Annotated in this window: 13 protein-coding genes; 9 read left to right on the forward strand and 4 right to left on the reverse strand. The window is 66.6% G+C overall.

From position 1 onward, the window contains the following. Positions 1-48: 48 nt before the first annotated feature. Complete coding sequence (locus tag P0204_RS03435) at positions 49-1,083, reverse strand: threonine ammonia-lyase (RefSeq protein WP_276221688.1); 1,035 nt, start codon at positions 1,081-1,083, stop codon at positions 49-51. A gap of 81 nt (positions 1,084-1,164) precedes the next feature. On the opposite strand from P0204_RS03435, the gene cyaB reads away from it, so the two are divergent. From cyaB to P0204_RS03455, 4 genes are all read left to right on the forward strand, one after another. Then, complete coding sequence (gene cyaB / locus P0204_RS03440; RefSeq protein ID WP_276221691.1) at positions 1,165-1,707, forward strand: class IV adenylate cyclase; 543 nt, start codon at positions 1,165-1,167, stop codon at positions 1,705-1,707. Positions 1,708-1,773: 66 nt separating this feature from the next. Next, positions 1,774-2,976 (forward strand): methionine adenosyltransferase, encoded by a 1,203-nt coding sequence (locus P0204_RS03445; protein ID WP_276221692.1) that lies wholly within the window; start codon positions 1,774-1,776, stop codon positions 2,974-2,976. Positions 2,977-3,054: 78 nt separating this feature from the next. Beyond that, complete coding sequence (locus P0204_RS03450) at positions 3,055-3,552, forward strand: DUF5804 family protein (RefSeq protein WP_276221694.1); 498 nt, start codon at positions 3,055-3,057, stop codon at positions 3,550-3,552. Positions 3,553-3,794: 242 nt separating this feature from the next. Continuing rightward, a complete protein-coding gene (locus tag P0204_RS03455) occupies positions 3,795-4,556 on the forward strand; it encodes a helix-turn-helix transcriptional regulator (protein WP_276221696.1) in 762 nt (253 codons plus the stop codon). Here the strand turns inward: P0204_RS03455 and P0204_RS03460 are convergent. Next, a complete protein-coding gene (locus tag P0204_RS03460) occupies positions 4,553-5,464 on the reverse strand; it encodes a PLP-dependent cysteine synthase family protein (RefSeq protein ID WP_276221698.1) in 912 nt (303 codons plus the stop codon). The two genes, P0204_RS03455 and P0204_RS03460, sit on opposite strands and share 4 nt — an antisense overlap. A gap of 107 nt (positions 5,465-5,571) precedes the next feature. On the opposite strand from P0204_RS03460, the gene P0204_RS03465 reads away from it, so the two are divergent. Next, the gene (locus P0204_RS03465) at positions 5,572-6,006 is read left to right on the forward strand and encodes a DUF488 family protein, N3 subclade (RefSeq protein ID WP_276221700.1); all 435 of its coding nucleotides are present in this window, start codon (positions 5,572-5,574) and stop codon (positions 6,004-6,006) included. 39 nt (positions 6,007-6,045) lie between these two features. Further along, the gene (locus P0204_RS03470; RefSeq protein ID WP_276221702.1) at positions 6,046-6,441 is read left to right on the forward strand and encodes a thioredoxin family protein; all 396 of its coding nucleotides are present in this window, start codon (positions 6,046-6,048) and stop codon (positions 6,439-6,441) included. On the opposite strand, the gene P0204_RS03475 is transcribed toward P0204_RS03470, so the two are convergent. Then, positions 6,442-8,625, reverse strand: coding sequence for a thioredoxin domain-containing protein (locus P0204_RS03475; RefSeq protein WP_276221704.1), 2,184 nt, complete (start codon positions 8,623-8,625; stop codon positions 6,442-6,444). A gap of 133 nt (positions 8,626-8,758) precedes the next feature. Here P0204_RS03475 and purD point away from each other — a divergent pair, with 133 nt between their 5' ends. The 3 genes from purD (at position 8,759) to P0204_RS03490 (ending at position 12,235) form a co-directional block, all read left to right on the forward strand. Beyond that, positions 8,759-10,054: a phosphoribosylamine--glycine ligase gene (gene purD / locus P0204_RS03480; protein ID WP_276221706.1), complete on the forward strand. Its 1,296-nt coding sequence runs from the start codon at positions 8,759-8,761 to the stop codon at positions 10,052-10,054. 101 nt (positions 10,055-10,155) lie between these two features. Further along, positions 10,156-11,652, forward strand: coding sequence for a TrkH family potassium uptake protein (locus P0204_RS03485; RefSeq protein WP_276221708.1), 1,497 nt, complete (start codon positions 10,156-10,158; stop codon positions 11,650-11,652). Between the two features lie 37 nt (positions 11,653-11,689). After that, the gene (locus tag P0204_RS03490) at positions 11,690-12,235 is read left to right on the forward strand and encodes an acyltransferase (RefSeq protein WP_379801818.1); all 546 of its coding nucleotides are present in this window, start codon (positions 11,690-11,692) and stop codon (positions 12,233-12,235) included. On the opposite strand, the gene P0204_RS03495 is transcribed toward P0204_RS03490, so the two are convergent. Then, positions 12,232-13,026: a mechanosensitive ion channel domain-containing protein gene (locus tag P0204_RS03495; protein ID WP_276221709.1), complete on the reverse strand. Its 795-nt coding sequence runs from the start codon at positions 13,024-13,026 to the stop codon at positions 12,232-12,234. The two genes, P0204_RS03490 and P0204_RS03495, sit on opposite strands and share 4 nt — an antisense overlap. Between the last annotated feature and the right edge of the window lie 2 nt (positions 13,027-13,028).

The raw sequence follows: 13,028 nt of genomic DNA on the forward strand, positions 1-13,028 counted from the left end.
ACCGTGTTCGACTGTCGTGGCACTCTTAAGAACAACGTTTCCCGTCGGTCAGCCGGGGTAGTCGCTCTCCGCGAGGATGCGTTCGAGCTTCGATTGCTCGATATTTCGGCCGGAAACGGGGATCACGACCGTCTGACCGGCGAGTTCCTCGCGCATCTGGAACGCGGCCGCGACGGCAGTGGCACAGGCACCCTCCAGCACGATGCGGTCCTCACAGAAGACGCGGGCGACGCCGTCCCTGATAGCGTCCTCGGAGACGAGCCGGAAGTCCGCGAGGTCCTCGCGCAGGACCTCCATCGTGAGCGCGAACGGGACCCGCGTCGCGACACCCTCGGCCATCGTCTCCATGCGCTCGTGGGCGGCGAGCGTGTCCTCCTGCCAGGCCCGATACATCGCGGGAGCCGCCTCCGACTGTGCGCCGATGATCTTCGCATCCGTCTCGGCTCCCACCGTGAGACAGTAGCCGGCGGCGGAGGAGCCGCCGCCGATGGGGCTGAACAGGTAGTCGATCTCGCCGAGTTCGTCGAGGATCTCCAGGCCGGCGGTCCCGACGCCGGCGAGCAGCTTCGGCTCGTTGCCCGAGTGGACGTAGCGGGCCTGGCGCTCGACGGCCAACTCCTCGATGTACTCCCGGGCGTCGTCGTAATCGTCACCGTGGCGGATCACCTCGGCGCCGAGTCGGCGCATCTCCCGGACCTTGTCGTCGTTTGCCGCTTCGGGGACGCCGATCGTGACCGGAACGTCGAACTCGCGGCCGGCCCAGGCGACGGACTGGCCGTGGTTTCCGGAGCTTGCGGCGACGAGGCCCCGGTCGCGGAACTCCTCGGGCAGCGTGGCGACGAGGTTGACACCCCCCCGTACTTTGAACGCCCCAGTCGGGAGCGTGTCCTCGCGCTTGAGATAGACATCCGCCTCCAGCGCCGCCGAGAGGGGTTCGCTACGGACCAGCGGTGTCGTCGGGAGGTACTCGCTGACGACTTCTCCGGCGGCTTCGACGTCAGCGGGCGTCGGCGGTGTGAGGTCATGATACGGGAAGACGGTCGTCTCGTCGGGCGACTCTACGGGTTCGTACTGACCGTCCATACACCCTCACGTGGTCCGGGGGACAGTAAACCCCGCGGTCGAAACAAGCGCTTTTTCACCGTGTCCGTCGTCCCGGGTCACATGTACGAAGTGGAGGTGAAGGTTCCGGCCCACCTCGCGACGGTTGCGGACCGCCTCGCCGACCTCGGAGCGGAACGGACCAGAACGGTCGTCCAGGAAGACACCTACTACGACGCACCCCATCGGGACTTCGCCGAGACCGACGAGGCGTTACGCGTCCGTCGGGAGACCCGCGAGGGGACGACGACGGCCCGGATGACCTACAAGGGACCGCTCGTCGACGACGAATCCAAGACGCGAACGGAGGTCGAGACGGGCGTCGACGACGGGGATGACGCGGATGTGCTCTTTCGGAATCTCGGATTCGACCCCGTCGCCACCGTCGAGAAGGACCGCCGGTTCTACAGCTACGACGGCTACACGGTCACGCTCGACGCCGTCGAGGGCGTCGGCGAGTACGTCGAAGTCGAGACGGAAGTCGAGTCCGAAGACGCCGTCGAGGCGGCACGCGAGGGGGCATATGGCGTACTCAGGGACCTCGGACTCGACCCGGCGGACCAACGCCGGACGTCGTATCTCGGGATGTTGCTCGACGATTCTTGAGAGTTATTTTTCGACGCCGAACACTTCTCGTAAGTTATAGAACCCACCCCTGCCAACTACGCGGCAATGACCGACCGGAACATCCACGTCAAGCCCGAGAGCGGGGTCGCAGTCGAAGACCAGGAAGTCGAGATCGTCGAGCGAAAGGGGATCGGTCATCCGGACTCCATCTGTGACGGCGTCGCCGAGAGCGTCTCCCGCCGGCTGGCGACCGCGTACATCGACCGCGTCGGGAAGGTCCTCCACTACAACACCGACGAGACGCAACTCGTCGCCGGGACGGCTGCGCCGGCCTACGGCGGCGGCGAAGTCCTCGAACCGATCTATCTGCTGATCGTCGGCCGGGCGACCAAGACCTACGAAGGGACCCGAATCCCGGCCGAGCGGCTCGCACTGGAGGCCGCCCGCGAGTACCTCGACGAGCAGTTCCCCAACCTCGACGTCGGCTCGGACGTCATCGTCGACGTACAACTGGGCGAAGGCTCGGGCGACCTCCAGACGGTCTTCGGCGAGGAAGCCGCCATCCCGATGGCAAACGACACGAGCTACGGTGTCGGCCACGCGCCCCTCTCGGAGACCGAACGGATCGTCTACAACACCGAGCGCCGACTGACCGGGGAGTACGCTGCCGACAACCCCGTGGTCGGTGAGGACGTGAAAGTGATGGGCAAACGCGAGGGCGACCACATCGATGTGACCGTCGCCGTGGCGATGGTCGACGAGTACGTCGCCGGCCTGGAGGAGTACAAGGACGCCGTCGCCGACGTCCGCGAATACGTCTCCGGGTTGGCCGAGGGGTACACAGACCGGGACATCTCCGTCCACGTCAACACCGCGGACGACTACGAGAACGAGTCGATCTACCTGACGACGACCGGGACCAGCGCCGAGCAGGGCGACGACGGCTCGGTCGGCCGGGGGAACCGCGCCAACGGCCTCATCACGCCCAACCGCCCGATGAGCATGGAAGCCACCTCCGGAAAGAACCCGGTCAACCACATCGGGAAGATCTACAACCTCCTCTCGACGTCGATCGCCGAGTCCGTCGTCGAGGAGGTCGACGGGATCCGTCAGCTCCAGCTCCGGTTGCTCTCACAGATCGGCTCACCCATCGACGACCCACACGTCGCCGACGCGATGCTGGTCACCGAAGACGGCGTCTCGGTCGGCGACATCGAGGCGGAGGTCCGTGCGGCCGTCGACGACGAACTCGCGGACGTGACTGAGATCACTCGGCAGGTCATCGAGGGCGACGTGACGACGTTCTGACTCCCGGCGACGGCCCCCGCAAGAGCGCCGAACGGACGCACCGAAAGCTAAATCCACACACGGCGTCTGTCCCCGACAATGACACAGGTCTGTCTCGTCGGCGACGACGAGGTGAACCTCGGGTACGAACTTCTCTCCCGCGAGACGGCCAGAGACGCGTTGATGACGTACGACCTGCGTGAACCGTTCGAAAACACCGTCGCGGTCGAGACGGTGAGCCTGGGTGCGGCAGTCGCACTGCTGAACGACCTCAACTGGTATCTGGTCCGTTTTGTCGACGCCGCGCTCGTCAAAGAGCCCTCGGTCAGTGAGACCGAGTGGCTCTCGCGGGACCTTGCTGCGGCAGTCAGGGACGACCGCGTCACACCCGACCAGACCGACCGGTTCCTGATGGTCTACGGCGTCGAGCAGCAGGCTGTCGAGACGGAGCAGGCCGGACCCGAGTCGACGGGGCCGCCCCGGCTCGTCGAACCGATGCTGGTCACGCGGACGGGCGAGGTCATCCCCGAATACGACCTCCGTGAGGTCGACGAGACGCTGGTCGTGCGGGTGACGGAAGACGAGTTCGGAGCGTAGGACGCGTGACGAGTGGTCGGTGTGTCAGAGGCAAGTCCGGGAACGGACGTGACCACTCGTCCGGTCCGGAAGCGTGCCGGACCCATCAGAGATAGAGTACGTCGGGGGTACTTATACCGATTGTCCGGGAACATTCCCACAGTGCGAAAAACCGCTGGACAGTTGCCCAGTGGATCGGATTCGTTGCTCAGTTTCTGTGGGAGCCGGTGCATTCATATCCAGTCAGTTAGATGTCACTGCCGATGGGAGGCCCACCGGAATTCGTCGATACGATCGCTCGGCGACGGGAGTTACTCACGCTGCTCGTGGAACCCAGAACCAAACCGGAACTCGTCGAAGCCACCGACGTCGCCCGCTCGACGGTCGACAGAGCGATCGAATCGCTCCGGGCGGACGAACTGGTCAGCCGCGAGGGAAGCACGTACACGGCGACCTACGCAGGCCGACACGCCGGTGACGCCTACGACCGGTTCGTCTCCCGGACCCGGGCACTCCGGGCCGCCCAGCCCGTCCTCGATCCGTTACCGCCCGATATCTCGATCCCGGCGGCCGCTCTCGATAGCGCGACGGTCATCGAGACGACCCCGGAAGCACCCCTGGCACCCGTCCAGCACAACGCCGAACGGATCGCCGAGGCCAGCGAGTTTCGGGGCACCGGACCGACAGTTATCCCGCAGTACACCGAGCAGATAACCGCCCTCGTCGAGGACGGAGCGACCGTCGAACTAGTGTTGACCGACGGGGCCGTCGACGCGCTCCGCGAGAACTACACCGAGGACTACGAACAGTTACGCGCCGCCGCCGATCTCTCGCTGTCAGTGACAGCGGAGCCGATGCCCTATGCGGTCTGGACTGCACAGACGCCGGATGGCCCGGTTAGCGGGCTCGTCGTCTACACCGACTCGGGAATCAGTGGGGTCGTCACGAACGACGCGGACGCGATGAACGACTGGGCGCGAGCCGAGTACGAATCCTATCTGGCGAGCGCGCGACCACTCGATTAGTCGAACATCCCGGTCGACATGTACCGCTCGCCGCTGTCCCAGTAGACGGTGACGACGAGCGGGTCCTCGACGCCGTCGTCGAGGAGTCGCTGTGCCCACTCGCGTGCGGCGAGGTTCGAAGCGCCGGAGGACTGGCCGACGAGGATGCCTTCCTCCCGGGCGAGGCGGCGGCACTCCGCTTCGGCGTCGTCGAGTTCGACGGTGAGGACGTCGTCGATGAGATCGACGTCGGTGTTCGGGCTGACGAACCCCGGTCCCATCCCCTGGAAGCTGTCCTGGCCGGTCCCCGGTTCCATTCCGGAGAGGACGGCGTTGTCCGCGGGTTCGACGGCGACGATATCCATCTCGGGGAACGCCTCGCGGAGCCGCTTCCCGGTGCCACTGATCGTCCCGCCGGTCCCGACGCCGGCGACCAGCGCGTCGACGGTCCGGTCGCCGACCTGCTCGATGACCTCCGCGCCGGTCGTCTCGTAGTGTGCCCGCGGATTTGCCGGGTTGTCGAACTGGCGCAACTGGATGTACCCAGCCTGATCCGTGAGTTCGTCGGCCCGATCTTTCGCCGTCGAGATGTCACCCTCGACGAGTTCGATCTCCGCGCCGTAGGCTCGCATGATCTCACGGCGCTCGGGGGACTTCGAGGACGGCATCACGAGCACCACGTCGTAGCCCTTGACCGCGCCGACCATCGCCAACCCGATTCCGGTGTTGCCGCTCGTCGGTTCGACCAGCGTGTCACCCGACGCGAGGTCCCCCTCTCGCTCGGCCCGTTCGATCATGAACGCCGCCGGCCGATCTTTCGCGGAGCCCCCTGGGTTGAACGACTCGACCTTGGCGGCGACTGTCGCCCCCGCCGGCGCATCGACCGACACCAGCGGAGAGCCCACGGTATCGAGAATATCGTCGTGCATGCCTCCGGATACGCCAGGGAGACCTAAACCCCTACTGGAGCCCCCCATACCGTGTGGGTGATCGCGGGTCCCGGCAGGCTTTTCCGGCGGCTGGCCGATCGTCCAGTATGGACGGCCGCGTCGGGGACACCTACGTCGCCGCACTCCAGCACGGCCTCGCGGACCGATCGGGCGACGAGACGCTGGTCGGTGTCGTCCGGGAACCGACGAGCTGGTTCCACGCTGCGGTCGACGAGAACATCCCGGAACTCGGTCCGCCTCCCGACCTACTCGCCGAGGCGAAACAGGTGACCGAGGAGTTCAAACGCCGAGGGATGTGCGACGAGGGCGCTCACAACGCCGCCTGGGAGGAGATCGACTTCGCTGATCGGTACCGAACGGCTCTGGCGAGCGAGGCCGCGGCACGGGCAGCACTGGCCGATCTCCGTGGCCGCGTCGACGACGGCGAATCGGTCCTGCTCGTCTGCTTCGAGGGCGAATCCAAGCGGTGTCACCGCACGCTCCTCCGAGAGCGGTTGACGGCCCCAGAGCCCGTCGGGTGAGCCGGGAACTTCAAGCCGGTGGCTCCGCTATCTGCTGGCATGAGCGACTCGGAGCGACTGGAGACCATGGAACCGAACCCGGTGTGGGTCGAGGACGCCTACACCGATTCGGTCGACGTACTGAAACGCTACAGCGACGACCTGATCTTCAAGATCTGGGGCGGAGACTGGTGTAAGGACTGTCGCGCCCAGCTCCCCGATTTCGGGGCCGCGCTGGACGCAGCCGGAATCCCGGACACGCAGATCTATCACTACCCCGTCGAGAAGGAGGACGACGGCTCCAAGACCGGCGAAGCCGTCGAGGCGTACGGGATCGAGTACATCCCGACTGTCGTCGTCGAACACGACGGCGAGGAGATCGCCCGCTTCGTCGAGGAGGAGCCGGTTCCGATCCTCGTGTACCTCGCAGACGAGATCGGGGCCGCGCTGGAGTAGTTACTCCTGACCCCACTCCAAGGCCGTCGTCAGGTCCGTCTGTGGCGGTGAGCAGGCGAAGTTCCGACAGGCGTAGACCGTCGGATTGCCCGCTGTCAGGCCGCGGCCGGCCCAGATCGGCGGCATCTCCGTGAGACCGAGATCCGCGAGCCACTCGTCGACGATATCGTCGGCGGCGGGCCGCCACGCCAGAAGCCGTCGCGGGACGTACGTCTCGGCGAGCGTCTCCGTCCATGCCTCCGGTGGGTTCTCGGGGTCACAGACGAGCGTCAGTTCCAGCGACCCCTGCTCGTAGGTATCTGTCGCCAGCGTGAGCGAAGCGTGCTGGAGCGGGTCCGACGAGGTCCGGTTCGCGTGGGTCCGGACGACCCCCTCGGCGACCGTCTCGAAGCGGTCGTCGGCCCGGAAGTGATCGAGCGCGAGCAGGAGGTCGACGGCCACGCCGGTGCTGGACGGCGTCGAGTGGTCGGTGAGTTCCTGGGGCCGGGCGACCAGCGCCTCCCCGCCGGTCGGCGTGAAGTACAGCGTCTCCTCGCCGTCGTCCCAGAACGCCTCGGTGATCGCCTCCGCCAGGTCCATCGCGAACGCCAGGTGGTCGACGTCGCCGGTCGCCTCGAACAGCGCCAGCGCACCACGGCCGAGGAACGCGTAGTCTTCGAGGTAGCCGTCGATCCCGACGTCGCCGTCCTTGTACCGTCGGGCGAGTCGGCCCTCGTCGGCGTCCCAGAGGTGTTCGCGGACGAACGACAGCGCGTCGGCGGCCACGTCGGCGTAGACGTCGTCGAGGACCAGCGCGCCCTCCGCGAGCGCGCGGATCATCAGCCCGTTCCACCCGGCGAGGACCTTCTCGTCCCTGGCCGGGCGCGGGCGGTCCTGGCGGGCATCGAAGGCCTGGTCCAGTGCCGACTCCAAGCGCTCCGTGACCTCGCTCTCGCTCAGTTCGTACTCCTCGGCGAGCACCGAGAGCGGTTTCCGCACGCCCAGTACGGCCGCACCCTCGAAGTTACCACGGCCCGTGACGCCGTAGTACTCACAGAACAGGTCCGCGGTGGTCTCGTCGTCGATGGCGTCGTGGGCCTGGTCGGGCGTCCAGACGTAGAACGCGCCCTCCTCGCTGTCCCCGTCGGGATCACTCGGCGGAGGGCTCACCGCGTCCAGCGTGCTGAAGAAGCCGCCCTCGTCGTGTTGCAGTTCGCGCTGGACAAACGCGAACGTCTCCCGGACGACGCTGGCGTACCGTTCGGAGCCGATCGCCTGATAGCCGGCCAGGAACGCCCGGGGGATCTCCGCGTTGTCGTACAGCATCTTCTCGAAGTGGGGTACCGCCCACTGCTGGTCGGTCGAGTAGCGGTGGAAGCCGCCGCCGACGTGATCGTACAGTCCCCGGTCGGCCATCACGTCCAGCGTCTCCTCGACGACGGCCAGATAGCTGTCGTCCGCGCCGCCGTCGCCCGATCCCGTAGGGGCCGTCCCCGAATCGGCCGGTGACCCCCCGTCGGCGTGAGCACGTAACAGCGCGTGGAGCCGGCCGGTCTGGGGGAACTTCGGGCCGCCCGAGCCCCAGCCGCCGTTCTGTCGGTCGGCACCACGGTGGGCGATGGTCGCCGCGGTCTGGATCAGATCGTCGGCCGGGTCCTCGGGGTCGGCCGGCGTCGCCTCCAGGTCGCTCTCGATAGCGTCGGTCCACTGCTGAGCGCGGTTCTCCATCTCCGCGCGGTCCTCCGGGTCGGCCCACGATTCGGCCAGTCGCTCCAGCAGGTCCCCGAAGCCCGGTTGGCCGCGCTTCTCTTCGGGCGGGAAGTAGGTCCCCACGTAGAACGGTTCCCCCTCCGGTGTGAGCCAGGCCGACAGCGGCCACCCGCCGCCACCGGTCACCTGCTGGCAGATGCTCATGTAGACGGAGTCGATGTCGGGCCGTTCCTCCCGGTCGACCTTGATCGGGACGAAGTGCTCGTTGAGCAGCGCCGCCGTCGCCTCGTCCTGGAAGCTCTCCTCCTCCATGACGTGACACCAGTGGCAGGCAGCGTAGCCGATCGAGAGGAAGATGGGTTTGTCCTGCTCACGGGCGGCCGCCAGGGCCTGCTCGTCCCAGGGCTGCCAGTTGACCGGGTTGTCGGCGTGCTGACGGAGGTACGGGCTCTGTGCCTCGTCGAGGCGGTTCCGTGACGTGGGGTCGTCGCTCATGCCCCGGTATCGGAGTGCCGCGGGGAAAAGGGACGCGACGACACCGGAGTGAGGGGGCTAGTTCGGGTGAGCGACGCGCGGGCGACGGGCAGAGAGAGCAATACTTACGTCGGTCCCCGTCGCGAATTCGGACATGACAGAGACAGTGCTGCTCGTGGGTGGCGGGGGCCGCGAACACGCCGTCGCCCGTGCGCTCGGGGAGTCGGACGCCGACCTCTACGCCTGTGCCGGCAACCGCAACCCCGGCATCGCCGCGCTGGCCGAGGGGTTCGAGACGCTGGACACGACGAACCCGACGGCGGTGACGACCTACGCCCGCGAGGTGGATGCGACGCTGGCCGTCGTCGGTCCCGAAGCACCGCTGGCAGCAGGGGTCGCCGACGCACTGGACGACGCCGGCGTCTACGCGTTCGGCCCCCAGGAGGCCGAAGCCCGCATCGAGACGGACAAGGCGTTCCAGCGCCGGTTCATGCGGGACAACGACATCCCGGGCTGTCCGGACTTCGAGACGTTCGACGACATGGAGGCCGCCTGTGCGTACGTCGACGACTACGACGGCGACCTCGCCGTCAAGCCGGCGGGACTCACCGGCGGAAAAGGCGTCCGCGTGACCGGCGACCAGATCAGCAAAGCCGAAGCCAAGGAGTACATCCGGGAGTCGAACTACGACCGGATCGTCCTCGAAGAGCGACTCGTCGGCGAGGAGTTCACGGTCCAGGCGTTCGTCGCCAACGGCGAGGTCCGCGTCACCCCCGCCGTCCAGGACCACAAGCGTGCCTACGAGGGCGACGAGGGACCGAACACCGGTGGGATGGGCAGTTACTCCGACGCCGGCCTCGAACTGCCGTTCATGGACGAGGACGACTACATGGCCGCCGTCGACGTGATCGAGGCGACCGTCGACGCCCTGGAGGGGTACAAGGGCGTCCTCTACGGGCAGTTCATGCTCACCAGCGAGGGGCCGAAGGTCGTCGAGTTCAACGCTCGCTTCGGCGACCCCGAGGCGATGAACACCCTCCCGGTGCTGAACACGCCGTTCCTCGACGTACTGACGGCCGCACGGGACGAGGAGTCGCTGCCCCAACTCTCCTTCCAGCCCAAGGCGACGGTCTGTAAGTACGCGGTTCCCGAGGGCTACCCGACCAATCCGGAGGCGGGCGCTCGGGTGACCATCGACGAGGAGAACGCCGGCGACGCGCTGTTGTTCTACGCCAGCGTCGACGAGCGGGCGGACGGCATCTACACCACGACCTCGCGTTCCTATGCTGTCGTGGGTGTCGCCGACAGCATCGGCGAAGCGGAGGAGATCGCCGAGCGCGCGCTCGACCGGGCGGGCACTGACGGTCTCCGAGTCCGTCACGACATCGGGACGGCCGATCTCGTCCAGCAGCGTCTCGATCACATGGCGGAGATCCGCGGCGAGCGCTGACCCGTCGCGGGAACTTTCAAGGAGGCCCTCCGAGTAGATCACCCCGTGGCAGGACTCGCCGTGAGCCGTCCCCGCTATCAGGCAACCGGTGGTGGGCCAGAGTGGTACTGACGACCGTCGACGTCCGGTCGTCTCTCAACGTCCTCGGATCGATTCTCCAGTACCTCGCGATTCCACTGACCGTCCCCGTAGTCGTCGCTCTCGTCTACGGCGAGTCACCGACGCCGTATCTCGCGGCCATCGCGGTCTCCGTCGGTGTCGGGACGGCCCTGGCACAACTGCCCCGGCGACGGATCTACGACCGCGAGGCGTTCCTGACGGTGTCACTCGCCTGGCTGTCGATCGCACTCGTCGGCGCGCTCCCGATGGCCATCGAAGGGACCGGCGTCTTCGCGAGTCCGATAAACGCAGCCTTCGAGGGAATGAGCGGGATCACGACGACCGGCGCGACAGTCATACGGGATTTCGAGGCGCACTCCCAAGCACTGCTGATGTGGCGGCAGGTGCTCCAGTGGCTCGGTGGGTTAGGGGTCTTGTTGCTCGCGACAGCGGTGTTGTCCCGTCTCTCGGTTGCCGGCGCACAGTTGATGGAGACAGAGTCGCGGACGGAAACCGTCACGAAGCTCACGCCCGGCATCGGAGACACGGCGAAGATCCTGGGACGGCTCTATCTCGGGCTGACCGCCGGGGCGGCGCTGGTGTTGCTCGGACTCGGCGCGATCGGGGTGGCCCCGAAGATGACGCTCTACAACGCCGTCGCCCACGCGCTCACCGCGATTGCTACAGCCGGGTTCTCACCCGAAGCCGAGAGTCTCGGTGCGTTCTCGCCGGCGGTCCAGTGGGCGACTGTCGTGTTCATGATCGTCGGCGCGACGAACTTCGCGCTCATCTACGCCGTCCTTCGGGGTGATATCGGCCGCCTGCGGAACAGTCCGGAGTTCCGGTTCTACGTCGGTATCCTGCTCACCGTCAGCCTCCTCGTGACCGGGTTGCTGTTCAGCAACCGGACGATCGCTGGCGGACTCGAACCGACCGTCCGACACGCGGTCTTCCAGACAGCCTCGATCGTAACCACGACGGGATACGCCTCGACCGATTTCAACACCTGGTCCGCGGCCGCGAAACACGTCCTGTTCAGCTGTATGTTCATCGGCGGGATGGCGGGCTCGACGACCTGCTCGGTGAAAGCGCTCCGGTGGCTGATCGTCACGAAGTCGTTCTGGCGGGACCTCAACGTCGCCGGCCACCCACAGAGTATCGTCCCCGTCAGACTCGGCGCGGAAGTGGTCGACGAGTCGACGATCCGGGACGTCTACGCCTACACGCTGGTGGCCTTCGTCTTCTTCCTGGTCGGGACGGTCGTGCTAGTCGCGGACGGCGAACGGGCGAACGCCCCGCTGACGGAATTCGAGGCGCTGTCGGCGGCCGCGTCGATGTTCTTCAACATCGGGCCGGCCTTCGGCCGGGCGGGACCGTACGGGACCTACGACGGGTTCGCCCGATCGAGCAAGGTCGTGATGTTCCTGCTGATGTGGATCGGACGCATCGAGATCGTCCCGGTACTGGTGTTGCTGACGCCGACGTTCTGGCGACGGTAGCGAGGCGTTCAAGGGAGCGGCCGCCCTACTGGAAGCCGTGAGTGACGCCCAGCGTTCCGGACCCGACACCCGAGACGGCCAGAGCCGTCACGACCGACTCACCCGGACGCCGACCCCGGGGCCGCGAAATTCGCTGATGCACTGGCCGGAGGCGAAGTCGCCGCTGGGGCTGCTCGTCAACGCCGTCCTGATCTGGATCGTTCGGTACTCGCCGAGCCTCCAGTTCAAGAACTGGCTGCTCCGGCGACTGGGAGCGACGGTCGGGAAGGGGGTCTCGCTGGGCCTGACGGCGACGGTGGACGTGTTCTTCCCGGAGCTGGCGACGATCGAGGACGACGCCATCGTCGGCTACGACGCGACGATCCTCTGTCACGAGTTCCTCCAGGACGAGTACCGGACCGGCGAGGTCGTCGTCGGCGAGCGCGCGATGATCGGCGCCGGTGCCGTCGTCCTCCCCGGCGTCAGGATCGGTGCCGACGCACAGGTCGCCGCCAACTCCCTGGTCACCGAAGACGTGCCGTCCGGGACGACCGTCGCCGGCGTCCCGGCCACGCCAGTCGGCGGCCAACAGTCTCCGGATTAGTTCCGCACGCGGACGATACCCGACTGGAGGACCTGCTGGTTCGGGATGATGTACTCCCGACCGTCGCTCTCGACGTGTGTGACGAACATGTCGACTTCCTGGACGATCCCCTCGTGCTCGTCGATGATGACCTCGTCGCCGATACTGTACGGTTCAGTCAACAGGAGATAGATCCCGGCAGCGCCGGCCGACAACAGATCACGGAACGCCAATCCACAGAGGAAGACCAACCCGAACGCGTAGGCGGCGAGCAGGATGAGCAAGGCGAGGGTGTCGACGCCGAGTTGCCCGAGTGCGATCAACAGCGCGAGGTAGAAGATGCTGTACTTGACGAGTTCCGGCAGCACCGTCGCCTCCGGCATCTTGACGCTCCGGAGGCGTTCAGAGACGACGAGTTTCGCTTTGTCGGCGGCGATGAGCCCGACGATGACGGCGAAGGCAGCGATGAAGAGGTCCGGGAGGAACCCGGTCAATCGCGTCCAGTAGGCCTCGGGGCTGACCAACTGGGCGATGTTGAGTGCGACCGTGATCGCGATGACGTAGATGAAAAGCGCAGCCAGGTTCGAGATGATCCCGACTGTCGATGTCCCCAGACTCCGTGCGGTCCGCTCGAACGGCGTCCCCTCGACGGCCTCCTGGACGCCGAGTTCGTCCATGAACCGCCGTGAAGCACGCCAGACCAGATACCCGACGATGATCCCGAGGAGGAGGATCGCGATAGCGATGATCAACGTCCCCTCCGGGGAGAATATCGTCCGGATGGCGTTTGGCCAGTTGAATCCAGACTGCATCG

This window comes from Haloarcula halophila (assembly GCF_029278565.1).
GTDB classification, from domain to species: domain Archaea; phylum Halobacteriota; class Halobacteria; order Halobacteriales; family Haloarculaceae; genus Haloarcula; species Haloarcula halophila.